The 23,192-nt window shown below is 68.2% G+C and carries 19 protein-coding genes; 13 read left to right on the top strand and 6 right to left on the bottom strand.

Annotated elements, in window-relative coordinates; translation table 11 throughout:
• Nucleotides 1-5 precede the first annotated feature (5 nt).
• Nucleotides 6-1,346: an FAD-binding oxidoreductase gene (locus BRW65_RS10625; RefSeq protein WP_073874293.1), complete on the top strand. Its 1,341-nt coding sequence runs from the start codon at nucleotides 6-8 to the stop codon at nucleotides 1,344-1,346.
• Entirely contained in the window at nucleotides 1,346-2,155 is an 810-nt protein-coding gene (locus BRW65_RS10620; protein WP_073874291.1) for a DAPG hydrolase family protein, read from the top strand. Before BRW65_RS10625 ends, BRW65_RS10620 begins: the two co-directional genes overlap by 1 nt.
• A gap of 16 nt (nucleotides 2,156-2,171) precedes the next feature.
• Here the strand turns inward: BRW65_RS10620 and BRW65_RS10615 are convergent, their stop codons facing one another.
• Nucleotides 2,172-3,935 (bottom strand): DUF4407 domain-containing protein, encoded by a 1,764-nt coding sequence (locus BRW65_RS10615; protein WP_073874290.1) that lies wholly within the window; start codon nucleotides 3,933-3,935, stop codon nucleotides 2,172-2,174.
• A gap of 199 nt (nucleotides 3,936-4,134) precedes the next feature.
• On the opposite strand from BRW65_RS10615, the gene BRW65_RS10610 reads away from it, so the two are divergent.
• Both BRW65_RS10610 and BRW65_RS10605 read left to right on the top strand, forming a co-directional pair.
• A complete protein-coding gene (locus tag BRW65_RS10610; protein WP_073874289.1) occupies nucleotides 4,135-4,692 on the top strand; it encodes a hypothetical protein in 558 nt (185 codons plus the stop codon).
• Nucleotides 4,693-4,812: 120 nt separating this feature from the next.
• Nucleotides 4,813-5,241 carry a type II toxin-antitoxin system Rv0910 family toxin gene (locus tag BRW65_RS10605; RefSeq protein WP_073874288.1) on the top strand — a complete coding sequence of 143 codons (429 nt, stop codon included), beginning with the start codon at nucleotides 4,813-4,815 and terminating at the stop codon, nucleotides 5,239-5,241.
• Nucleotides 5,242-5,270: 29 nt separating this feature from the next.
• Here BRW65_RS10605 and BRW65_RS10600 read toward each other — a convergent pair whose 3' ends face one another.
• The 4 genes from BRW65_RS10600 to malQ form a co-directional block, all read right to left on the bottom strand.
• The gene (locus tag BRW65_RS10600) at nucleotides 5,271-5,540 is read right to left on the bottom strand and encodes a hypothetical protein (protein WP_073874287.1); all 270 of its coding nucleotides are present in this window, start codon (nucleotides 5,538-5,540) and stop codon (nucleotides 5,271-5,273) included.
• 301 nt (nucleotides 5,541-5,841) lie between these two features.
• A complete protein-coding gene (locus BRW65_RS10595) occupies nucleotides 5,842-6,309 on the bottom strand; it encodes a nuclear transport factor 2 family protein (protein WP_073874285.1) in 468 nt (155 codons plus the stop codon).
• 4 nt (nucleotides 6,310-6,313) lie between these two features.
• Entirely contained in the window at nucleotides 6,314-7,195 is an 882-nt protein-coding gene (locus BRW65_RS10590; RefSeq protein ID WP_073874283.1) for an LLM class F420-dependent oxidoreductase, read from the bottom strand.
• 4 nt (nucleotides 7,196-7,199) lie between these two features.
• Nucleotides 7,200-9,392 (bottom strand): 4-alpha-glucanotransferase, encoded by a 2,193-nt coding sequence (malQ, locus tag BRW65_RS10585; RefSeq protein WP_073874281.1) that lies wholly within the window; start codon nucleotides 9,390-9,392, stop codon nucleotides 7,200-7,202.
• A gap of 426 nt (nucleotides 9,393-9,818) precedes the next feature.
• On the opposite strand from malQ, the gene eccB reads away from it, so the two are divergent.
• Both eccB and eccCa read left to right on the top strand, forming a co-directional pair.
• The gene (eccB, locus tag BRW65_RS10580; protein ID WP_073874279.1) at nucleotides 9,819-11,336 is read left to right on the top strand and encodes a type VII secretion protein EccB; all 1,518 of its coding nucleotides are present in this window, start codon (nucleotides 9,819-9,821) and stop codon (nucleotides 11,334-11,336) included.
• On the top strand, nucleotides 11,333-15,496 hold the full coding sequence (eccCa, locus tag BRW65_RS10575; RefSeq protein WP_073874277.1) for a type VII secretion protein EccCa: 4,164 nt from the start codon (nucleotides 11,333-11,335) through the stop codon (nucleotides 15,494-15,496). The genes eccB and eccCa overlap by 4 nt, the downstream gene beginning before the upstream one ends.
• A gap of 33 nt (nucleotides 15,497-15,529) precedes the next feature.
• Here eccCa and BRW65_RS10570 read toward each other — a convergent pair whose 3' ends face one another.
• Nucleotides 15,530-16,702 carry a cytochrome P450 gene (locus BRW65_RS10570; RefSeq protein WP_073874275.1) on the bottom strand — a complete coding sequence of 391 codons (1,173 nt, stop codon included), beginning with the start codon at nucleotides 16,700-16,702 and terminating at the stop codon, nucleotides 15,530-15,532.
• 251 nt (nucleotides 16,703-16,953) lie between these two features.
• Here BRW65_RS10570 and BRW65_RS10565 point away from each other — a divergent pair, with 251 nt between their 5' ends.
• The 7 genes from BRW65_RS10565 (at nucleotide 16,954) to BRW65_RS10535 (ending at nucleotide 23,063) form a co-directional block, all read left to right on the top strand.
• Nucleotides 16,954-17,148 carry a ferredoxin gene (locus tag BRW65_RS10565; RefSeq protein ID WP_067748007.1) on the top strand — a complete coding sequence of 65 codons (195 nt, stop codon included), beginning with the start codon at nucleotides 16,954-16,956 and terminating at the stop codon, nucleotides 17,146-17,148.
• A gap of 496 nt (nucleotides 17,149-17,644) precedes the next feature.
• Entirely contained in the window at nucleotides 17,645-18,883 is a 1,239-nt protein-coding gene (locus tag BRW65_RS10560) for a PPE family protein (RefSeq protein WP_073874273.1), read from the top strand.
• Nucleotides 18,884-19,225: 342 nt separating this feature from the next.
• A complete protein-coding gene (locus BRW65_RS10555) occupies nucleotides 19,226-20,443 on the top strand; it encodes a PPE family protein (protein ID WP_073874271.1) in 1,218 nt (405 codons plus the stop codon).
• A gap of 412 nt (nucleotides 20,444-20,855) precedes the next feature.
• Nucleotides 20,856-21,155 carry a PE family protein gene (locus BRW65_RS10550; RefSeq protein ID WP_047324320.1) on the top strand — a complete coding sequence of 100 codons (300 nt, stop codon included), beginning with the start codon at nucleotides 20,856-20,858 and terminating at the stop codon, nucleotides 21,153-21,155.
• 286 nt (nucleotides 21,156-21,441) lie between these two features.
• Nucleotides 21,442-21,738, top strand: coding sequence for a WXG100 family type VII secretion target (locus tag BRW65_RS10545; RefSeq protein WP_007168951.1), 297 nt, complete (start codon nucleotides 21,442-21,444; stop codon nucleotides 21,736-21,738).
• A 50-nt stretch (nucleotides 21,739-21,788) separates the two neighbouring features.
• Nucleotides 21,789-22,073, top strand: a complete 285-nt coding sequence (locus tag BRW65_RS10540; protein WP_046184805.1) for a WXG100 family type VII secretion target — start codon at nucleotides 21,789-21,791, stop codon at nucleotides 22,071-22,073.
• A gap of 87 nt (nucleotides 22,074-22,160) precedes the next feature.
• A complete protein-coding gene (locus BRW65_RS10535; RefSeq protein ID WP_055405688.1) occupies nucleotides 22,161-23,063 on the top strand; it encodes an ESX secretion-associated protein EspG in 903 nt (300 codons plus the stop codon).
• The last annotated feature ends 129 nt before the right edge of the window (nucleotides 23,064-23,192 follow it).

Genomic DNA, 23,192 nt, shown 5'->3' with positions numbered 1-23,192 from the left:
CTTCGATGGGCGGGCTACCGGCCGGACGGCACTTTTTTCGCGGCGACGACGGCTACGAGGAGGCCCGCCGTGGCACCGTATGGCACCAGCGAGTTCCCGACCGCCACCCCGAAGTGATCGTGCAGGCCGTCGACGCCGACGACATCGTCGCCGGTATCCGCTACGCCTCGGCCCACGGGCTCAAGGTCAGCATCGTTTCGGGGGGACACAGCTTCGCGGCCAGCCACCTGCGCGACGGTTCCGTGCTGCTGGACGTCAGCCGGCTCGACCACGCCGTCATCGACGCCGAGAAGCGTCTCGCCCAGGTGGGCCCGGGCAAGGGCGGCAGCCTGCTGATGGCCGACCTCGAGGCGCAAGGCCTGTTCTTTCCCGGCGGTCACTGCAAAGGCGTCTGCCTGGGCGGCTACCTGCTGCAGGGCGGGTACGGCTGGAACAGCCGCATCTTCGGGCCGGCCTGCGAGAGCGTCATCGGCCTCGACGTCGTGACCGCCGAGGGCGAACAAATCCACTGCGACGCCAGCAACAACGCCGACCTGTACTGGGCCGCCCGCGGTGCCGGCCCCGGCTTCTTCGGTGTGGTCACGTCGTTCTACCTCAAGCTCTATCCGCGACCCGGCGCCTGCGGCACCAGCGTCTACGTCTACCCGTTCGAGCTGGCCGACGAGGTTTTCACCTGGACCCGCGCGGTCGGCGCCGAAGTGGACCCTCGCGTCGAGCTGCAGGCCGTGGCCTCGCGCGGCGAGCCGAACATGGGGATCGACACCCCGGTCATCTCGCTGGCGTCGCCCGCCTTCGCGGACTCCGACGAGGAGGCCGAAAAGGCCCTCGCCCTGTTCGGCACCTGTCCGGTCGCCGATCGGGCGCTCGTCAAGATCCCTTACATGCCAACCGATTTACCGACCTGGTACGACGTCGCGATGAGCCACTACCTGTCCGATCACCACTACGCGGTCGACAACATGTGGACGTCGGCGTCGGCCGAAGACCTGCTGCCGGGCATCCGGACGATCCTGGACACGATGCCCCCGCATCCCGCGCACTTCCTCTGGCTGAATTGGGGCCCCTGTCCTCCCCGCCAGGACATGGCCTACAGCATCGAGGGCGACATCTACCTCGCGCTCTACGGTTCGTGGAAGGACCCCGCCGACGAGGCGAAGTACGCCGACTGGGCGCGGTCCAACATGGCCGCGATGGCCGAACACGCGATCGGCATTCAGCTTGCCGACGAGAACCTCGGCCAGCGTCCCGCGCGGTTCGCGAGCGACGCAGCCATGGCCAAGCTCGACCGCGTGCGCGCCGAGTACGACCCCGACGGCTTGTTCAACAGCTGGATGGGACGACTCTGATGGCCGGCGACCTCTACCTCGGTTACCGCGACGACGACGCGAACACGCCGTTCGCCAAGTTCTTCACACCCGAGATGGCCGCGCTGCCACGCCATGTCGTCGAGGCGCTCGAGCACGGGCCGCAAGGCGCCATGGCGCTGCCGTCGTTCGACGATGCCGCGCGCGTCGCGGACGACGGGTACCAGCAGACCGAAAACGGCTACGGGGTGCTCGGCGACGGCGGCTATCAGGTGTCGGTGCGCACCGACATGCCGGGTGTCACCCCGGCGATGTGGTCCTGGTGGTTCGGCTGGCACGGCTGCGACACCCGTCGGTACAAGCTGTGGCATCCGCGCGCGCACCTGTGCGCTGCCTGGAAGGACGGCGACGACACGGGGCGTCGGGGGGCTGCGCGTTACGTCGGCCGTTGGTCGTTGATCAGCGAGTACATCGGCTCGACAATGCTCAACGGCGCGATCCAATTCGTCGACCCGGCGAGCATGGGCTGCCCGCCCGACGACGATCGCGCGGTGGCGATCTGCGCCCGGCTCGGATCCAGCGAGGCCCCGGTGGACGTCGGCTGGTTCATCCACCACGTCCGATCGACCCCGGACGGGGCCGAGATGCGGTCACGGTTCTGGATGGGCGGCCGGCACATCGAGGTGCGCAACGTCCCCGGCGTCGCATCGCGGGCCGTGCGCCCCATCGCCGCGCGGGTGCTCGGCAACGCCGAGGCCAGCGCGCGCAATCTCATGGTGCACTGCGCCCAGGAGATGAACCACCTGGCGGCATTTCTGCCGGAACTCCACGAAGCATTCGGCGACGAATAGGTGCGTGGGCGCCGCTTTATTGCGCCGGCGGAAGCTGGTGCGGCCCTTCGGGTGAATCCAACTCGGCCGGCCCGTCCCGCTTGGTCAGTTCCCGTTCGCCGCTTCGCTGGGACTTCTCCAGCGACGTCGCGTGACGGCCCGCACCGCCCAGCCGCGGGTGGGCGGACCGGCCGGCATCGTCGCGGGCCGAGTCGATGAAACCGCGTGCAGGGGAAGGGGATTCGCCGGTAGCGGAGGACCGCCCGGGACGTTCGCCGGCCTCGGAACTTTCGGAGTCGACCGTCACTTTGTGGGTGCGCCTGAACGCGAACGTGATCTCCTCGACCTCTTCGAAGACCTGACGCGCGGTGCGCAGCGGTGCGGTCGTGGTGTCGATCACCCGCCCCACAAACGGGGGCACCAACGGACGAATCCACCGCGCGGCGGCCTTGGTGGCGTCCGGAATCGATCCGATGAGCGACGGGCCGGGTTCTTCGTGCGCCACCACCTCGCGCTGGACGGGCGCGGGCAGGTTCTCCACGTCGGCGGCCTGCGGCGCCGGGGCGGGCAGGCCGACAATCGCCCGGCTGGCCGCCTCGGCCTCCGCGGCGATGGGCAAATAGATATCTTCGTCAGCCGGTTCGATGGGGCGTTGCGACGACGCCCGCAGCGGCGACTCGATGGCGTCCGCGATTCGGCGACGCTGTTGCTCCCGGTCGATCTCGGTCTGGGCATCGATGGCGAGCCGGGCCTGAGTGAGTTGGTGCTCGGCCCACATGATTTCCGCCTCGCGGCGGACCTCGGCCCGCTTGATCGCGATTGCGGTGTCGGCCTCGAGCTCCGCGCGTTCGCGCTCCGCGCGTGCCTGTGCACGCCGGTCCTGGGTGGTCTCGCCGCGCCACCGCCTCAGGATCAGCGGCAGCAGGTAGAGCAGTACGCAGAACGCGATCGTCAGCAGCCGCAACGTCAGCGCGCCGGCGTCGTTGCGGGTCAGGTCGTTCATCGCGACCCAGCGGGCGCCCAGGCCGCGATCGGCGCCCGCGACCGCGCCGCGACGCGCCTCGTCGAGGGTTTGCTGCTCGCGGGAGATCTTGGCGTCCAGCTCGGGGGCCTGGCGATCCCGAACCGCGAGCGCGTTGTCCAACTCGTGCTGGGCGTCCGCGAGAAGCTCGTTCGCCGTTCGTGTTTCGGGCCCGACACCGGGATCGCCGGTGATGCGCGTCTGTGGGCAGGCGGGGGTGGGATGGTATTCGCAGCGCGCGATGACCAGGGCCCGATCCTGCTGCTGGTGAGCGCCGTCGACGGCGCTGTCGAGCGCGGCCCGCGCATCCCTGGCTTGTTGCAGGGACGCCGACGCCTGCGCGACAGCCGGCGCCGAGCCGGCGCTGCGCAGGGCGCGTTCGTCGAGGCGATGGTCGATCGATCCGGAAAGCAGGGCGAGTGCGGCCAGTTCGCCGACGACGACCCCGAGCGCGGTCGCGACCAGCGCGCGTCCCGCCACGCCGGCGCGGCCGCGGTGGGACCCCGACGTGGTGGCGCGGGCAACCGCGGCGACCAGCAGGCCGAAAACCGCCGTCAGCGGCAGTACCAAGGGGAGTGACCAGCGGCCCGTCTCGCTGACCGCCACGGTCGCGACGAGCCAGGCCAGCACCGCCCCGAACAACACCACCGCGCCGGCCCCGGTCTCGGCGGCGTGCGCGGTCCGCTCGTGGCGCTCGCCCCATTGCCCGCCGCCCAGCCACGTGAGCAGGCCGGCAGGCCACGACGCCGAGCGCTTCTGGGTAACTTCCTGGGCGCACATCGAAAAAACACCTCCCAAGCCAACAAGCCTCCCAGGCCACCGCCCGCCGGATCGAATCGAAGCCACCGGGCTGTGGCGTGCTTCACAACGCCGGCGGTTTGCCCGCCGATTCCGGCGCGGGAGCGTGGCGGTCGGCGATTTCTGCGACGCGGGCAGATCAGCGACGGTTCCGGCGACCGGCGTGAGACGGTATAAGCCTATGGAGACTCACGATTTTGTCACCTACGAAGAGTTCGGTCGCCGATTCTTCGAGGTCGCTGTCACTCCCGAGCGTGTCGCCGCCGCGTTCGCCGACATCGCCGGCAACGAATTCGCCATGGAGCCCATCGCTCAGGGCCCAGGCGGAATCGCCAAGGTCAGCGCCAACGTCAAGATCCACGAGCCCAAGGTCACACGCCGCCTCGGTGACAGCATCACGTTCGTCATCCACATCCCGTTGTCGATCGACCTGCTGCTCGACCTCCGGCTCGACAAGCAGCGGTTCGTCGTCTCCGGGGACATCGCATTGCGGGCCACGGCGCGAGCCGCCGAGCCGCTGTTGCTGATCGTCGACGTCGCGAAGCCCCGGCCCTCCGACATCACCGTCAACGTGTCCTCGAAGTCCTTCCGCGGGGAGGTGCTGCGCATCCTCGCCGGGGTCGACGGCGAGATCCGCCGATTCGTCGCCCAGTACGTCGCCGAGGAGATCGACTCGCCGCAGTCGCAAGCCGCCCAGATCATCGACGTGGCGCAGCAATTGCAGGCGGCCTGGCCGTAGGGCCCCCGCCCGACGCATAGCCCCGCTCGTCCGCGGGTATTCAGTGCGCGTTGCGCGCCGTTCGCCTGTGCTGCCGTGCCGGCGCCGACCGCGATCATCGTTGGGGGAGGAGCGGGGAAGTTGGCACGTGTGGATGTCTCGGTGTCGTCGGAGGTGGACCCGGAGGCCGCTTGGAAGCTGGCGTCCGACCTGAGTCGATTCGACGAGTGGATGACGATTTTCGCGGGCTGGCGCGGACCCGTTCCCGACACGATCGAGGAGGGCACCTGCGTCTCGTCGTGCGTGCGGGTCAAGGGGTTCCGCAACGTCATCCACTGGACGGTCACCCGCTACGACGAGCCGAAAGCGATTGAGCTGCAAGGTCGCGGTCGCGGGGGGATTCGCCTCGGCGTGGCCATGACGGTCACGAGCAGGGATCCCGGCACCGACTTTCACCTCACGGCGGACCTGCGCGGCGGACTGCTCAGCGGGCCCATCGGCGGGTTGGTGGCCCGGGTGCTCCGCTCGGACGTGGAGAAGTCCGTGAAAAACCTGGCCGCCCTGCAATAGGCGCTACCGCGTGGTGCGACGGCGAGGTGCTACCGCGCCGCGTGGCCGATCGGCCATTCCCGTTCCGCCTGCCGAATCCGCCTGCCGTCCATGGCAAGCCAGGCCAGTCCGGCACCCAACGCCAGCAGGGCGACGATCGCCGCGGCCACGCCGGCACCGGCCTCGCCGAGGGCGAAGGTGGACACGCACACCACGAATGCCAGGGCCGCCGCCCCGACGATGACGAGCCCGGGCGTGCGTTCGACATCCGCAGCCGCCTCCCGGCGACTGGTCCGAGCATGATCGGGGCTGTGCCTCATGGGGCGTCTCCTCTGGTCAATTCCTTTGGGCCGCTTAGGTGGTGCTACCCCGAATGCCGTCGGGACAAACGAGGCGCCTACAGCTCTGACGCCCGCTGCCCTTGGTCCACTTGACGAGTTTGAGGCCGCGCTGCAGAAGTGCTGGCTGATCTGCTCGTGGTAGGGCAGCGCCATCGGGTCCTCGAGCGCTAAGCCGGCCGCCACCACCGTCGGACCCGGATTACACCAAAAACAACAAGACCGTCGACGGCTGGGTCAAGCAGGTCTGCCCCAGTTAACGACCGCGCGGAACAGCCCGCCGCTAGGCCGGGTCGTGCGGCCGCAACCGCCGCGCGGCCCGGGTTTCGATCGCATTGATGGTCAGCGCCCTGCTGCTGATGCGCCAGCGGTCGGCACGCTCGTATTCGTCGTCGTAGCGCAGATGCCACACGACGTCGACGAGTTCGTCGCCGCGCCGGTCCCAGTGGTGCGCGATGCAGGCAACGCGCCCGCGGGCGGCACCCGGCCGGGTGGCCTCGTCATAGACCTCGCCGACGATGGCGTGCTCGGTGCGGACGACCGCCGCGACGGACGCGACCGCCGCGGCGATGGCGTCCCGGCCGCGATGCGCATGGATCGGTTGCAGCGCTCTCGGCGGTTCGGGTACCTCCAGCGCGGCGCTGTCGGTGAAAAGCGCTGCGACCGAGTCGAATTGGCGCTCGTCCACCAGGGCCGCGTACCGGTGCACCAGGTCACTGAGGGCGGATCGGTCGTCGGCTGACAGGGTCATCGCGTCACGCGATCAGCGCGAGGCGTTGCGCGCAGGCCGAGAGCATGTCCTTGGCCCGTTCGATGTCGGCGGTCGGCGGCATGGCCAGCACCAGGCGGTCGGCGCCCTGATCGGCGAGGCGGCCCGCCCGATCGGCGTCGATCTTGTTCACCGCGTGGCCTAGTGACACTTCCAGGGCCGCCGGATCCCGCCCGGCCGACGACGCCTCGGCGCGCATCAGGGCGATCAACGACGCGAGCTCGGAACCGGCGACACCGAGCGGTTGGAAACCGTCTCCCACGCGGCCGGCGCGGCGGGCCGCCGCGCGGCTGTGCCCGCCGATATGGATCGGAAGCCGTTCGCGCGCAATGGGTTTCGGATAACACATGACGTTGTCGAAGTCGAAGAACTCGCCGTGGTGCGACACCCCCCGCGGCTGGTCGGCCCACAAGGCCCGCAGGACGGCCACCTGCTCGTCGGCGCGTCTGCCGCGAGCGTCGAAGTCGGCGCCGCACGCTTCAAGCTCCTCCTTGAGCCACCCCACGCCGACGCACAGCCGCAACCGCCCGCCCGACAACGCATCGACGGTGGCGGCCCGCTTCGCGAGTACCACCGGATGGTGGTTGGGCAGCACCAGCACGCCGGTGGCCAGCCCGAGGGTGCTGGTGTGGCCGGCCAGAAAGGCCAGCAGATCGAGCGGGTCGGGGATGGCACAGTCGGCGGCCAGCCCGACGCGGCCGGAGCTGTCGTACGGGTAGACGCTGTCGTAGCGGGTGAGAAGCACGGTGTGCTCGACGACCACGATCGACTCGAACCCGCACCGCTCCAGGTGTCCCGCGAACGCCGCCATCCATTCCGGATCCGCGGTGACGCCGGCGGCAACCGGGGCCATGACTGAGACCTTCATGGCCTCAGAAGCTAACAGGCGCGCTCTCGACGGCCGTGGGCGCGATTGCAGTGCGCACGGCCTCGGCCAGGGTGGCCGTCCGGACGTCGGTGAACACGTCCTCCAGCAGCATCGGCCGGCCGTCGGGACCGGTCAGCGGCACCCGCCAGTTGGGGTACTCGTCGGTGGTGCCCGGCTGGTTCTGGGTCCGCCGATCACCCACCGCGTCGGTCAGCGCCACGCCCACCAGGCGCGAGGGGGTCCGCCCCAGATACCGGTACAGCGCAAGGATGATGCTTTCGTCGTCGTCGTCGTCGGCGGCGGCGGCGTCGTCGGCGTCGTCGAGCAGCCCGACCCGCCGCAACTCGGCCAGCCACGCCGCGAGCTCGGCCCGGTCGGCGGCAAGCTCGTCCTCGGCGGGGCGCGTCAGCAGTCCAAGCGATTCGCGCAGCCGCACGTGGTCGCCCGCCAGGTAGCCGGCGGTGGGCGGCAGATCGTGGGTGGTCACCGACGACAGGCAATACTCCCGCCAGCGCTCGGCACGGAGTGGAGCTCCGCCTGCACTCGGGTCGTCGCGATCGAGCTCGAACCACAGGATCGACGTGCCGAGCAGCCCGCGCAGCAGCAGGTAATCGCGCACCCAGGGTTCGACCGTGCCGAGGTCCTCGCCGACGACCAGCGCCCCGGCCCGGTGCGCTTCCAGCGCGACGATGCCGATCATCGCTTCGTGGTCGTAGCGCACGTAGGTGCCCTGGGTGGGCGGTGCGCCCACCGGAATCCACCAGAGCCGGAACAGCCCGATGATGTGGTCAATGCGCACGCCGCCGGCATGCCGCAGTACCGCGCGGATCAACGCCCGAAAAGGCCGGTATTCCTCCGCATCCAGCCGATCCGGCCGCCACGGCGGCTGGGACCAGTCCTGGCCGAGCTGATTGAACTCGTCCGGCGGCGCGCCGGCGGTGACACCCAGCGCCAGCACATCCTGCAGCGCCCACGCGTCGGCGCCGTTGGGATGCACCCCGACCGCCAGGTCGTGCATCACGCCCAGCGCCATTCCGGCCCGGACCGCCCGCGACTGCGCCAAGGCGAGTTGCTCGTCGAGTTGCCACTGCAGCCACCGATGGAAATCGACCGTCTCGGAATGCTTTTCGACGAAGGCGGCGACACCGGCCGCCTCGGGATGCTGAAGCTTCTTCGGCCAGGAATGCCAATCCGACCCGTATCTCTCGGCCAGGGCGCACCAGGTGGCGAAGTCGTCGAGCGGGGTTCCCTCGCGGGCGCGAAAGGCTGCGTAGGACAGTTCGCGGCCCGCCGACCGCGGCACCTGATGCAGCAGCTCGAGCGCGGCGCGCTTGGCCGCCCACGCGCTGTCGCGATCGATCGCGTCCAGCCGAGCGGCCCGCTGTTGCACATCGGAGCGCAGCCGCCGCACCCGACTGCGCTTGGGCAGCTCGGCGAATTCGGGGATCGCCTCGACATCGAGGTAAATCGGGTTGACGAAGCGCCGCGAGGTCGGTAGGTAGGGCGAGGGCTCCATGGGCGCCGTCGGCGCGGCCGCGTGCAGCGGATTGACCAGTAAGTAGTCGGCGCCGTGCCGCGACGCCGACCACACCGCCAGGTCGGTCAGGTCCGTCAGGTCGCCGACCCCCCACGACTGGCTGGACCGCACGCTGTAGAGCTGGGCGGCCAGGCCCCAGCCCCGCCGGGCGCCGAGCCGTTCCGGCAGCCCGAGCCAATCCGGCGTCATGATCAGCGCGGTGCTGGTCTCACCGTCGCCGGACCGCAGGTGTACCCGGTGGTAGCCCAGCGGCAGGTCGGACGGCAGCACGAAGCTGGCCTCGCCCACCCAGCGCCCGTCGAGGTCGAACGGCGGGGTGAAGTTGTCCACCTGCTGGATCCCGCCGCGCACGGTGCCGTCTTCGAGCTGCAACCAGACCTCGGCGGGATCGCCGTGGGTCACATGCACCCAGAACCGGACCTGCTCACCGGTCCGGCCGACGATGGTCGAAGGCAGCCGCCGCGCCCAGTGCGACCTCAGCTTGGCGGTCAGCGCCACATTGCGCTCCTGCTCGGTGCCGGCCGCCACGCCGAGCGCGGCCAAAACGGCCACCAGCGTGGTCTCGGAAACGAGCACCCGCCGCCCGGTCCAGTCCTGATACTCGGTCGCGATGCCATACCTCCTGGCAAGTTCAACCAGCGACGGCGCGAGCTCACTCATACCGCTCATCTTGGTGCCAGAAATCACCCGCCGACCAATCGGGGAGAGGCGCGACTTCGACCCGGGCAACACCGCCCGGTTCGCCGGCCGGCGCTGCGTCGCGCCGTTCGCTGAGGGCGCACGTTCGACAGGACGAGTGACCCGTTCGCCATTACGATGCCCTGAGAGAAATGAACGGTCCGGGCGGGAATCGGCGGGGAATCAAAAAGTGCCAGCTCAACGGCGCCTGGCACGTCGCGCGCGCCGATGCCCCGGCGAGCTGCCCACGACCGGACCACCCCGCAAATGAACAGATGCAGCAGCGAACGCCGTCGTCGCCGCGTGGCGAGGCCGGTACCGGTGCCTTACGGTTGTCGATGTAATTCGCGCAGCGGAAATTTTCAGGGACAATATCCAGGCGTTCTAGCAGACCGGATGGTGAATTAAGTGGCGGAAGAGAGTCGCGGGCAACGCGGGTCGGGGTACGGCCTCGGGTTGTCGACGCGCACCCAGGTGACCGGCTACCAGTTCCTCGCTCGCCGCACCGCAATGGCGCTCACCCGCTGGCGCGTCCGCATGGAGGTCGAGCCGGGACGGCGTCAGACACTCGCCGTGGTGGCCTCGGTCTCGGCGGCGCTGGTCATCTGCCTGGGCGCGCTGCTGTACTCCTTCCTCAGCCCGGCGGGCCAGGTCGGGGATTCGCCGATCATCGCCGACCGCGACTCCGGCGCCCTGTATGTCCGCGTGGGTGACCGGTTGTACCCGGCGCTGAACCTGGCTTCCGCGCGCCTGATCACCGGCCGCCCGGACAACCCGCACCTGGTCAAGTCCAACCAGATCGCCAGCCTGCCGCGCGGCCCGATGGTCGGCATCCCGGGCGCGCCGTCGAACTTCCACACCACCAGCCCGACCACGTCGTCGTGGCTGGTGTGTGACACCGTCGCCACCTCGACCGGGGTCGGCGCGCCGTCCGGGGTGACGGTGACCGTCATCGACGGGAACCCCGACCTGAGCAACCACCGGCGCGTCCTGAACGGGTCGGACGCGGTGGTGCTGAACTACGGCGGCGACGCCTGGGTGATTCGGGAGGGACGCCGGTCCCGGATCGACGCGACCAACCGATCGGTGCTGTTGCCGCTGGGCCTGACGCCCGAGCAGGTGGGCCAGGCCAAACCCATGAGCCGCGCCCTGTTCGACGCGTTGCCGGTGGGCCCGGAACTGACCGTGCCGCAGATCCCGAACGCCGGCGCCGGCGCGTCGTTCCCCAACGCGCCCGGCCCGATCGGCACGGTGATCGTCACGCCGCAGATCAGTGGGCCGCAACAATATTCCCTGGTGCTGGCCGACGGCGTGCAGACCCTGCCGCCGTTGGTGGCCCAGATCCTGCAGAACGCCGGGCCGGGCAACACCAAACCGGTGACCGTGGAGCCGTCCGCGCTGGCGAAGATGCCCGTCGTCAACAAGCTGGACCTGTCCTCCTACCCGGACGCCCCGCTCAACGTCTCGGACATCCGCGAGAACCCGTCGACCTGCTGGTGGTGGCAGAAGACCTCCGGTGAAAACCGCGCCCGCATCCAGGTCGTGTCCGGCCCGACCATTCCGGTGGCGGCCAAGGATGAGAACAAGGTGGTCTCGCTGGTCAAGGCCGACACGACGGGCCGGGTGGCCGACCAGGTCTTCTTCGGGCCCGACTACGGAAACTTCGTGGCCGTCACCGGCAACGACCCGGGTGCCAAGACGACGGAATCGCTGTGGTGGGTGACGGACGCCGGCGCCCGGTTCGGGGTCGACGACACGCGCGACGTGCGTGAGGCGTTGGGCCTCAAGACCAAGCCGAGCCTGGCGCCATGGGTGGCGCTGCGGCTGCTCCCGCAAGGCCCGACCTTGTCGCGCGCGGACGCGCTCGTGGAGCACGACACCCTACCGATGGATATGTCCCCAGGAGAATTGGCGGTACCTAAGTGAAACGCGGGTTTGCACGGCCGACACCGGAGAAGCCTCCGGTCATCAAGCCGGAGAACATCGTCCTTCCGACGCCCCTGAGCATTCCGCCGCCCGAGGGCAAGCCCGTGTGGCTGATCATCGTCGGCGTCCTGGTGATCGGCCTGCTGATCGGCATGGTCGCGATGGTCTTCGGCAGTGGCTCACGCGTCTTCGGCGGCGCGGGTGCGATCTTCCCGATCTTCATGATCGGTGGCGTCGCGATGATGATGTTCGGCGGCCGGTTCGGCGGCCAGCAGCAGATGAGCCGGCCCAAGCTGGACGCGATGCGCGCCCAGTTCATGCTGATGCTGGACATGCTGCGCGAGACCGCCCACGAGTCGGCCGACAGCATGGACGCCAACTACCGGTGGTACCACCCGGCGCCCACGACGCTGGCCGCAGCGGTCGGCAGCTCACGCATGTGGGAGCGCAAGCCCGACGGCAAGGACCTCAACTTCGGCGTGGTCCGAGTCGGCGTCGGCATGACCCGCCCCGAGGTGACCTGGGGTGAGCCCCAGAACATGCCGACCGACATCGAGCTCGAGCCGGTGACCGGTAAGGCGCTGCAGGAATTCGGCCGCTACCAAAGCGTCGTCTACAACCTGCCCAAGATGATCTCCCTGCTCGTCGAGCCCTGGTACGCGCTCAACGGGGAACGCGAGCAGGCACTGGGACTGATGCGGGCGATCATCTGCCAGCTGGCGTTCTCACACGGCCCCGACCACGTCCAGATGGTCGTCGTCACCTCCGACCTGGACGAGTGGGACTGGGTCAAGTGGCTTCCGCACTTCGGCGACCCGCGGCGCCAGGACGCCGCCGGCAACGCGCGGATGGTGTACAGCTCGGTGCGCGAGTTCGCCGCCGAGCAGGCCGAATTGTTCGCCGGGCGTGGCTCTTTCACGCCCCGGCACGCCAGCTCGTCGGCGCAGACGCCGACGCCGCACACGGTGATCGTCGCGGACGTCGTCGACCCCCAGTGGGAGTTCGTGATCAGCGCCGAAGGCATCGACGGGGTGACGTTCTTCGACCTGACCGGCTCCTCGATGTGGACGTCGGTTCCCGAGCGCACCTTGCGGTTCGACGACAAGGGCATCATCGAGGCCCTGCCCCGCGACCGCGACACCTGGATGGTGATCGACGAGAAGCCGTGGTTCTTCGCGCTGACCGACCACATCAGCGTCGCCGAGGCGGAGGAGTTCGCACAGGCGCTGGCTCGCTGGCGCCTCGCCGAGGCCTACGAGGAGATCGGCCAGCGGGTGGCCCACATCGGCGCCCGGGACATCATGGCCTACTACGGAATCGACGACCCCGGCCACATCGACTTCGAGGCGCTGTGGGGCGCGCGCACCGACACGATGGGCCGATCGCGATTGCGGGCACCGTTCGGCAACCGCTCCGACAACGGCGAACTGCTGTTCTTGGACATGAAGTCGCTCGACGAGGGCGGTGACGGTCCGCACGGCGTCATGTCCGGAACGACGGGTTCGGGTAAGTCGACCCTGGTGCGGACCGTGATCGAGTCGCTGATGCTCAGCCACCCGCCGCAGGAGCTGCAGTTCGTGCTGGCCGACCTCAAGGGTGGGTCGGCGGTCAAGCCGTTCGCCGGGGTGCCGCACGTGTCGCGCATCATCACCGACCTGGAAGAGGACCAGGCGCTGATGGAGCGCTTCCTGGACGCCCTCTGGGGCGAGATCGCCCGCCGCAAGGCGATTTGCGACAGCGCCGGCGTCGACGACGCCAAGGAGTACAACTCGGTCCGGCTCCGGATGCAGGCACGCGGCCAGGACATGGCTCCGCTGCCGATGCTCGTCGTGGTCATCGACGAGTTCTACGAATGGTTCCGCATCATGCCGACCGCGGTCGACGTGCTCGACTCGATCGGCCGGCAGGGCCGCGCCTACTGGATCCACCTGATGATGGCGTCGCAGACCATCGAGAGCCGCGCCGAAAAGCTCATGGAAAACATGGGTTACCGGCTGGTGCTGAAAGCGCGCACCGCCGGTGCGGCACAGGCGGCCGGTGTGCCGAACGCGGTCAACCTGCCGGCGCAGGCGGGCCTGGGCTACTTCCGCCGCAGCCTGGAGGACATCGTCCGGTTCCAGGCCGAGTTCCTGTGGCGGGATTACTTCCCCCGCGGCCTCACCGATGACGGCGACGAAGCGCCGGCGCTGGTGCACAGCATCGACTACGTTCGCCCGCAGCTGTTCACCAACTCGTTCACCCCGCTCGAGGTCAGCGTGGGCGGCCCGGAACTCACCCCGGCCGCCATCACGAACGGCGAATCCCTCGATGCCGACGAGGCGGGCGACGACGACGTCGAGGGCATCAGGGTTCCGAAGGTCGGCACGGTCATCATCGATCAGCTGCGCAAGATCGACTTCGAGCCGTACCGGTTGTGGCAGCCGCCGCTCAACCAACCCGTCCCGATCGACGAATTGGTCAACCGATTCCTCGGCCACCCGTGGCAGGAGGACTACGGCACGGCCCGCGACCTGGTGTTCCCGATCGGGATCATCGACCGGCCCTTCAAGCACGACCAGCCGCCGTGGACGGTCGACACGTCGGGGCCGGGCGCCAACGTCCTGATCCTGGGTGCCGGCGGCTCGGGCAAGACGACCGCACTGCAGACGCTCATCTGCTCGGCGGCGCTGACCCACACGCCCGAGCAGGTCCAGTTCTACTGCCTGGCCTACAGCAGCACGGCGTTGACCACGGTCGCCCGGCTGCCGCACGTGGGTGAGGTGGCCGGCCCGACCGATCCGTACGGCGTGCGCCGAACGGTGGCCGAGCTGCTGGCGCTGGTCCGCGACCGCAAGCGCACCTTCCTCGAGTACGGGATCGCCTCCATGGAGGTCTTCCGTCGGCGCAAGTTCGGCGGCGAACCCGGCCCGGTCCCCAACGACGGGTTCGGCGACGTCTACCTGGTGGTGGACAACTACCGGGCGCTGGCCGAAGAGAACGAGGTGCTGATCGAGCAGGTGAACCTGATCATCAACCAGGGCCCGTCGTTCGGGGTCCACGTGGTGGTCACGGCCGACCGCGAATCGGAGCTGCGGCCGCCGGTGCGCAGCGGGTTCGGCTCCCGGGTCGAGCTGCGGCTGGCCGCCGTGGAGGACGCCAAACTGGTGCGGTCTCGGTTCGCCAAGGAGGTTCCGGTCAAGCCGGGCCGCGGCATGGTCGCGGTCAACTACGTCCGCCTCGATTCCGACCCGCAGGCCGGCCTGCACACGCTGGTGGCCCGCCCCGCGCTCGGCGCCACGCCGGACTACGTGTTCGAGTCCGACAGCGTCATCGACGCGGTGAGCCGCCTGACGAGCGGTCAGGCCCCGCCGGTGCGCCGCCTCCCGGCGCGGTTCGACGTGGAACAACTGCGGGAGCTGGCCGCACGGGACACCCGGCAGGGCGTCGGTGCGGGCGGAATCGCTTGGGCCATCTCCGAATTGGACCTGTCGCCGGTGTACCTCAACTTCGGCGAGAATGCGCACCTGATGGTGACGGGTCGACGCGAATGTGGGCGTACCACCACCCTGGCCACCATCATGTCCGAGATTGGCCGGCTCTACGCGCCGGGAGCCAGCAGCGCGCCCACGCCACCGCCCGGCCAGCCGTCCGCGCAGGTCTGGTTGGTGGACCCGCGGCGTCAGCTGCTGACCACGCTGGGTCCGGACTATGTCGAGAAGTTCGCGTACAACCTCGACGGTGTCCAGGCGATGATGGGCGAGTTGGCGGCGGTCCTGGCCGGGCGCGAGCCGCCGCCGGGCCTGTCCGCCGAGGAGCTGTTGTCGCGGTCGTGGTGGAGCGGTCCGGAGATCTTCCTGATCGTCGACGACATCCAGCAGCTGCCGGCCGGTTTCGACTCGCCGCTGCACAAGGCCGCCCCGTGGGTGACCAGGGCCGCCGACGTCGGGTTGCACGTGCTCGTCACGCGCACCTTCGGTGGCTGGTCCTCGGCGGGCAGCGACCCGATGTTGCGAGCGCTGGCCCAGGCGAATGCGCCGTTGCTGGTCATGGACGCCGACCCGGACGAGGGCTTCATCCGCGGCAAGATGAAGGGCGGGCCGCTGCCCCGCGGTCGAGGCCTGCTGATGGCCGAGGACACCGGTGTGTTCGTCCAGGTGGCGGCGACGGAGTTGCGCAAGTAAGAGGGATATACCGCTGCGTTGGGGTTGGCCGAATCAGCCCCAGCGCAGCGGTAATTCTTTGAGCGCGAAGCTCTTTGAGGGGTAGTTGATCGCGGGGACATAGTCCGCCGGCACCTCGAAGTCGGGTATCTGCCGCAGCCATTCTCCGACGATGACCGTCAGTTCGATCCGGGCCAGATGAGAGCCCAGGCAGCGGTGCGGTCCGCCGCCAAACCCCCAGTGCCGGTGGACCTTTCCGTCCATGACGAGCTCGTTGACGGACGTGGCATCGCTCTCGTCGCGGTTGACAGCGGCCATGCACAACCGCACCGATGTGCCGGGCGGCAACGTCATGCCGCCGATCTCGACGAATTGGGTGGTGATCCTCGGCGCCACCGGCGCCGAGGGCTCCAGCCGGACGATCTCTTCGATGAAAACCCTGATTTGCCTTGGGTTGTCGCGAAGCAGATCACGCAGCTGCGGCCGGCGCGCCAGCTCGAACAGGCAGAACCCGATCGCCGCGGTCACCGTATCCAGGCCCGCCAGAATCAGCAGGTGACTCATGCCCAGCAGTTCCAGATCGGTGAAGTCACCGTCACTGGCCATGACTTGCGACAGCATGTCGGAGCCGGGGTTTTGGCGACGTTGCTGGATCGCATCGGCCAGGTACGCCAACAGCTGCTGGCTCTTCTCGATGTCGGCCTGGGTGACGAAGGGCTTGTCGCTGACGACCGAGTCCTTCCAATCGATCAAGAGGTCGCGATCCTGGATCGGCAGGCCGTAAAGGTCCATGAACACCTGGAACGGGTACAGGTGCGCAAAGTCCGCCATCACTTCGCACTTGCCCTGGCCCGCAAGCGCCGCGATCATTTCGGCGGCGTGGCGCTCCAGCACCGGGCGCGATTTGCTCAGACCCAGCGGGCTGAAGAAGGGCTGCAGCACCTTCCGGTACCGGGTGTGCTGCGGAGGATCGAATGCCAGGGGCAGCACGGGCAGTGGGTGACCGGGAGGCTGCAGGATCGTCGACGAGAACACCTTGGGATTGCGCAGGGCGGCCAGCACGTCCTCACGCCGGGTGATGTAGTAGTGACCGTTCATGAACACCACCGGCCCGGCGTCGCGCAACGCCTTCCACCCGACGCCCCGGTCCTCGCCCATCGGCAACTTCTCGAAGTCGAGGCGCGGTAGGTGGAACGTGCCTTGCTGGCCTTGGCCAGGAGTGCTCATGGGCTCTCCGCTTGTCTATCTCGATCTGCTCACCGCTGCGGCGGGGGCTTCGTCGGCACCGTTTCCAGCTGGCACACCAATATCGCATGTGCCGCAATGGGACACGAATCCGATCGCTTGCCAAAGCCGGTGGTTTCCGGTCCACGGCTTCATGAAGCGACCGTCTTCTACACTCTAGCCAGCGATGAATGCCGCTCGATTCGTTGACGCGATGTTGTTTATGCTGCAAAGCCCGGTAGGGAGGGAACCTCATGAGGGTTCGTCTCGAACAAGCCAGATGCGTGGGCCACGCCCAGTGCTACGCCGTCGATCCAGACTTGTTCCCGATAGACGAATCGGGCTATTCGATCCTCGAGGAGCATGAGGTGCGGCCCGAGGACGAGCAGCTGACCCGTGACGGCGTCGCTTCCTGCCCCGAAATGGCGCTGATCCTCGAAGAGGACTGACCGGTGCGACGTGCCGTTGGGGGCGGCATTTACAACGATCTGAAAGCAAACCCCGGATGAACAAACAGTTGCCACAAATGAACTGTGGTCGACGGGGAATGAACAATGGCTGGCCTGGAATGAACAGTTGGCGTCGCGTGTCGGCGCGCCTCCGATAACGAACTAATCTCATTCACGAGCGACAGTTCGGTAATACCGCGAACTGTCGCTCGGTTGCTGACAGCAGGGGTTCAATCGAGGCTAAAGGTGCGCGTTGTTCCTGACCGGATGTCCGAGAAGCGTGGTGGCACGCCACATTTGGGCGTCAGGCAAGGGATTGACAGGATGCGCCGGCCAGCCCGCCGACTGGGGTGGCGGACCGAGAGGTCCGAGTCGGTGATTCCTGGCGGTCAGCGACTTACGGGTGGCGAATGCTTACGAAGCCGTGACCACGGCCACCACTGATCCGATGCGACTGCCGGGATCGCCAGCGATCCCGGACAACTGAGGAGAACAGGTGTTTGACTTCGGGGCGTTACCGCCGGAGATTAATTCCGGTCGGATGTATGCGGGTCCGGGTTCGGGTTCGTTGATGGCGGCGTCGGCGGCGTGGGATGAGGTTGCTGCTGAGGTGGCTGCGGCGGCTAGTGGGTATGGGTCGGTGGTTGCGGAGTTGACGTCGGGTCCGTGGGTGGGTCCGGCGTCGTCGTCGATGGTGGCCGCGGTGGTGCCGTTTGTGGGTTGGCTTTCTGCGGTGGCGGGGTTGGCGGAGGAGACGGCCAGTCAGGGTCGGGCGGCGGCGGCGGCGTTTGAGGCGGCGTTTGCGATGACGGTGCCTCCGCCGGTGATTGCGGCTAATCGGGTGTTGTTGGCGACGTTGGTGGCGACGAATTTCTTTGGGCAGAACACGCCGGCGATCATGGCGACCGAGGCCGAGTATTTGGAGATGTGGGCTCAGGATGCGGCGGCGATGTATGGCTATGCGGCGGCCTCGGCCGCGGCCTCGCAGTTGGCGCCTTTTGAGGCCCCGCCCAATACCACGGCTCCTGATGGGGTGGCCGAGCAGGCGTTGGCGGTGACCCAGGCCGCTCAGCAGCCCGCGGGCAACACCGCCCAGACGGTCGCTTCGCAGTTGGCGGGCACGCAGGTGCTCAGCACCGCGGCACCGCAGGTGAGCGCGGCGCCGTCGCAGACCGGGCCGTTTACCTGGTTGACCAGTGCGATCCAGAACTTTAGCCAAAGTGGGCTGCCCACCCCGACCAACAATTACCTGGGGCTGAGCCCGACGTTTTACACCGTGATGCTCAAGCAGAACACCGGTCTGGCCTATTTCTCCAACGGGATCGTGGCGTTTTGGTCGCAGTTGGCGCAGCAGTTGGTGTCGGGTCCTGGTGGTAGTACCGCCGGCGCCGGTGGTGCCTGGTATCCCACGCCGCAGTTTGCTCAGTTGGGGTTGGGCAACCTGGGCAACATCGGTGGTGGTGCGGTGTCGGCCGGGGCCGGTCAAGCCGTTCATGTCGGGTCGCTGTCGGTGCCCCAGCAGTGGGCCACGCTGACCTCGGCGGTCGGCCCGGCCAACGCCGAGGCCGAGGCGCTGCCGGTGCAGACCGCCGGCGCCGCCAACCCCCCGGGCAACGCGCTGCTGCGCGGCATGCCCACCGGGGTCATCGGCCGCCGCGCCGGCGCCGCCGCGGGCTACTCCCACAAATACGGCTTCCGCTACAGCGTCCTAACCCGCCCACCATCGGCCGGATAGGGGGCGAAATGGAGGCTGATCATTTCACTTATCCGCGGCGGGATTTTATTCGGCGCCCGCCACGGCCAAATCCCGCGCCGGGGACGGCACTGCGGCTCGGGCTGGACCACGTGACCGCAGCGGGCGGTATCGACGGAAGTCTTGCTCCAGCTCATAGCCGACAAGCCGCCGCCCGCCCGTTGACTGCCCAAATCTTGCCGCGCCGCGCCGCCGGAACGCCCCGCGTCGTGCGCGCACCCGGTGGCCGTCGACGTAACCGGCGCCGGGCGCCGGGCGGCCCGCCGTCACCCATTTATCGTCATTCAATACTCGAGCCAAGCGGCCAAGGTTAAGGAGTAATTCGTGTTTGATTTTGGGGCGCTTCCGCCGGAGGTTAATTCGGCGCGGATTTATGCCGGTCCGGGGTCGGGGTCGTTGATGACGGCGGCGTCGGCGTGGAATGCGGTTGCCGCGGAGCTGCAGTCGGCTGCGTTGAGCTATCAGAATGTGGTGACTCAGCTTGCCAGTGAGGAGTGGGCGGGCACGGCTTCGGCGGCGATGGCGGCCGCGGCCACGCCGTATGCGGAGTGGTTGGCGACCACGGCGGCTTCGGCCGAGCAGGCGGCTGTGCAGGCCAGCGCGGCGGCGGCGGCCTATGAGGCGGCGTTCGCCGCGGTGGTGCCACCGCCGGTGATCGCGGCCAATCGGGCGTTGGTGCAGCAGTTGCAGGCCACCAACGTGATTGGGCAAAACAGCGGGGCGATCGCGCAGTTGGAGGCCCAGTACGGCGAGTTTTGGGCCCAGGATGCCGGTGCGATGGCCAACTACTCGGTGCAGTCCACGGCGGCGACCAAGGGCATCACGCAGTTCCAGGCCGCGCCGAAGGTGACCAACGACGCGGGCACGGCCACCCAGTCCAGCACGGTGGCCAACGCGGCGGCCAACACCACCGCCGGCAACGCGGCCAATGCGGCGCAAAAGGCGGCGACCACGACCGCTACCACCGCGGCCCCGCAAGCCGCCGCGGCCGCTCAACAGACGACGAACCCGCTGCAGGAGTTGTGGTTCTTGTTGACCGGCCAGACCACCATCCCCACCAACCTGGGCACTCTCGTCAACGGGTATAGCCCGTTCGCCGGCTTGTTCTATAACACCGAGGGTTTGCCGTACTTCAGTACCGGTATGGCCAACACCTTCACCCAGATCGCCAAGTCGGTCGGCGCGATCGGTGGTGCGGCTCCGGCGGCGGCCAAGGCGCTGCCCGGCCTGGGTGGGCTCGGTGGCCTGCTCGGTGGTGGCGCCGGGGCGGTGCACCCGGCGGCGGCCATCGGTGGTGCGGCCTCCATCGGTGGCAAGTTGTCGGTGCCGGTGGCCTGGACCGGCGCCCCGGCACTGCCGGCGATGGGCCACACCGCGGTCCCAGTCAGCGCGATCAGCGCCGCACCCGAGGCAGCCGGGGGACCGGGCAACCTCCTGGGCGGCATGCCCCTGGCCGGAGTCGGCAACGGCACCCACGCCGGCGCCGGCCCCCGCTACGGATTCCGCCCCACCGTCATGGCCCGCCCACCCTTCGCCGGATAACCACCGTCGGTCGTTCGGTGGCACGGTCAGAGGCTTAACGGGATGGGATACGCACGGCTTCGGTCGCGGGCGACCGACGGGGCTTGGGGAGGGGGGTCGTGCGCCCGCGGGCGGCGCACACACCGGTTGCTAGCCGGACGCCGGCAAATTATCGGCGGCGAGATTTTTTCCGGTCCTGCCCTGCGGCGGCACCCGGAGAAACGCGTACCAGCCACTTTGGCGACCGGGTTGGTCACAGTTTGCTGTAAGGGGAGGCGATCAGGGCGGCACGCTGTTACTCTGACGTTACTAAAAGTGAATTCGTCGTACCGTCACGTGAACAGTTGCAAACTGGCGGCTTCAGGAACAGCTTCAGTGGCCGTCGTCATCTAGTCTCTGCAAAGTCGGGGATTGAACTAGGAGGGAACCAAGTATGTCGTTCGTGACCACACAGCCCGAGGCTCTGGCTGCGGCGGCCGGAAACTTGCAGGCCATTGGCTCGACGCTGAGCGCCCAGAACGCGGCTGCCGCCGCCCCCACCACCGGGGTGGTGCCCGCGGCTGCCGACGAGGTGTCGGCGCTGACGGCGGCGCAGTTCGCAGCCCACGCGCAGATGTATCAGGCGGTCAGCGCGCAGGCCGCCGCCATTCACGAGGCGTTCGTGAACACGCTGTCGACCAGCTCTGGCTCGTACGCTGCGACCGAGGCGATCAACGCAGCTGCTGCGGGCTGATTGGGTTGGCGGTTCGGGGTTTGGGACGGGACGTCTTCGGCGTGCGCTCCCACCTGACCGCCCAGCTACCGATGATCTCGGGGGCTGACGGCCGGACAACTCAAACGCCGGAGTTCGGGTTTGACGTCCGTCTCACCGTGTTACAGCGACCGGTGGCCGCCGGCTGACGGGAAGGGGGGATCATCCTTTTGTATTCGGCTCGGCGGTTCGCCAGCGCGTAACCGGTCCGGCCATCGTCGTCACCACAGCAGGTATCTGAGTAAACACTTATTAAGGAGAAAGCCAGATGGCAACACGTTTCATGACCGACCCGCACGAGATGCGGGCGATGGCGGGCCGCTTCGAGGTGCACGCCCAGACCGTCGAGGACGAGGCGCGCAAGATGTGGGCGTCCTCGATGAACATCGCCGGCTCGGGTTGGAGTGGCCAGGCGCAGGCGACCTCGTACGACACCATGGGTCAGGTCAACCAGGCCTTCCGCAACATCGTCAACATGCTTCACGGAGTGCGCGACGGGCTGATCCGCGACGCCAACAACTACGAGCAGCAAGAGCAGGCCTCGCAGCAAATCCTCAGCAGCTAGCGCTAAAAACCGCGGCTGCGTACCATTCCAGACATTAGGAGAACACCGTTATGACAATCAATTACCAGTTCGGCGATGTCGACGCCCACGGTGCCTTGATCCGCGCCCAGGCCGCGTCTTTGGAGGCTGAGCACCAGGCCATCGTTCGCGATGTGCTTGCTGCGGGTGACTTCTGGGGCGGCGCGGGTTCGGTGGCCTGCCAGGAGTTCATCACCCAGTTGGGTCGCAACTTCCAGGTGATCTACGAGCAGGCCAACGCCCACGGGCAGAAGGTGCAAAGCGCCGGCAACAACATGGCCAGCACCGACAGCGCCGTTGGGTCCAGCTGGGCCTAACCCCAACTTCAGGCGCGGCAGCACACCAGACATCGGTGTGCTGCCGCGTCCTGCGGTTACCGTGCACTTTGAACCCTTGAGGTATTGATGGACCAACAGACCGCCCGCACCGACATCACCGTTAACGTCGACGGTTTCTGGATGCTCCAGGCCCTCCTGGACATCCGGCACGTCGCACCGGAATTGCGGTGCCGGCCATTCGTTTCTACCGACTCGAGCGACTGGCTCAACGAGCATCCCGGCATGGCGGTGATGCGTGAGCAGGGCATCGTCGAAAACGATCAGGTGAACGAGCATGTGGCCGCTCGGATGCGGGTGCTGGCCGCGCCGGACCTCGAGGTCATCGCCCTGCTGTCGCGGGGCAAGCTGCTCTACGGCGTCGTCGACGACGAGAACCAGCCGCCCGGGTCGCGCGACATCCCCGACAACGAGTTCCGGGTGGTGCTGGCCCGCCGCGGCCAGCACTGGGTCTCGGCGGTTCGGGTGGGCGGCGACATCACCGTCGACGACGTCGCCATCGCCGACAGCGCCTCGATCGCCTCCCTGGTCTTGGATGCGCTGGAGTCGATCCACCACGCGGAGCCCGCGGCCATCAATGCGGTCAACGTGCCGCTGGAAGAGATGCTGGAAGCGACCAAGTCGTGGCAGGAGTCGGGCTTCAACGTATTTTCCGGCGGCGACCTGCGGCGAATGGGCATCAGCGCCGCCACGGTGGCCGCGCTGGGACAGGCCCTGTCGGACCCGGCGGCCGAGGTCGCGGTGTATGCGCGTCAATATCGGGATGACGCGAAGGGCCCGAGCGCGTCGGTGCTGTCGCTCAAAGACGGTTCCGGTGGCCGCATCGCGCTCTACCAGCAGGCGAGGACGGCCGGTTCGGGGGAGGCCTGGCTGGCCATCTGCCCCGCAACCCCCCAGCTGGTGCAGGTGGGCGTCAAGACGGTGCTGGACACGTTGCCGTACGGCGAGTGGAAAACCCACAGCCGGGTCTGACGAAACATAAAGTTCACCAATGACTTTGCACTCAACATGCGGTTGAGATGCCAACACGGCATACTTCCCTCAGAGATTCAGCAAATCTCAAACCACTGTCAAACCGAAGTTTTAATCGCAAGGCGGGGT

Source organism: Mycobacterium paraffinicum (genome assembly GCF_001907675.1).
GTDB lineage: Bacteria > Actinomycetota > Actinomycetes > Mycobacteriales > Mycobacteriaceae > Mycobacterium > Mycobacterium paraffinicum_A.
Note: the sequence above shows the minus strand (reverse complement) of the source record. Positions and strands in the feature narration are given on the sequence as shown.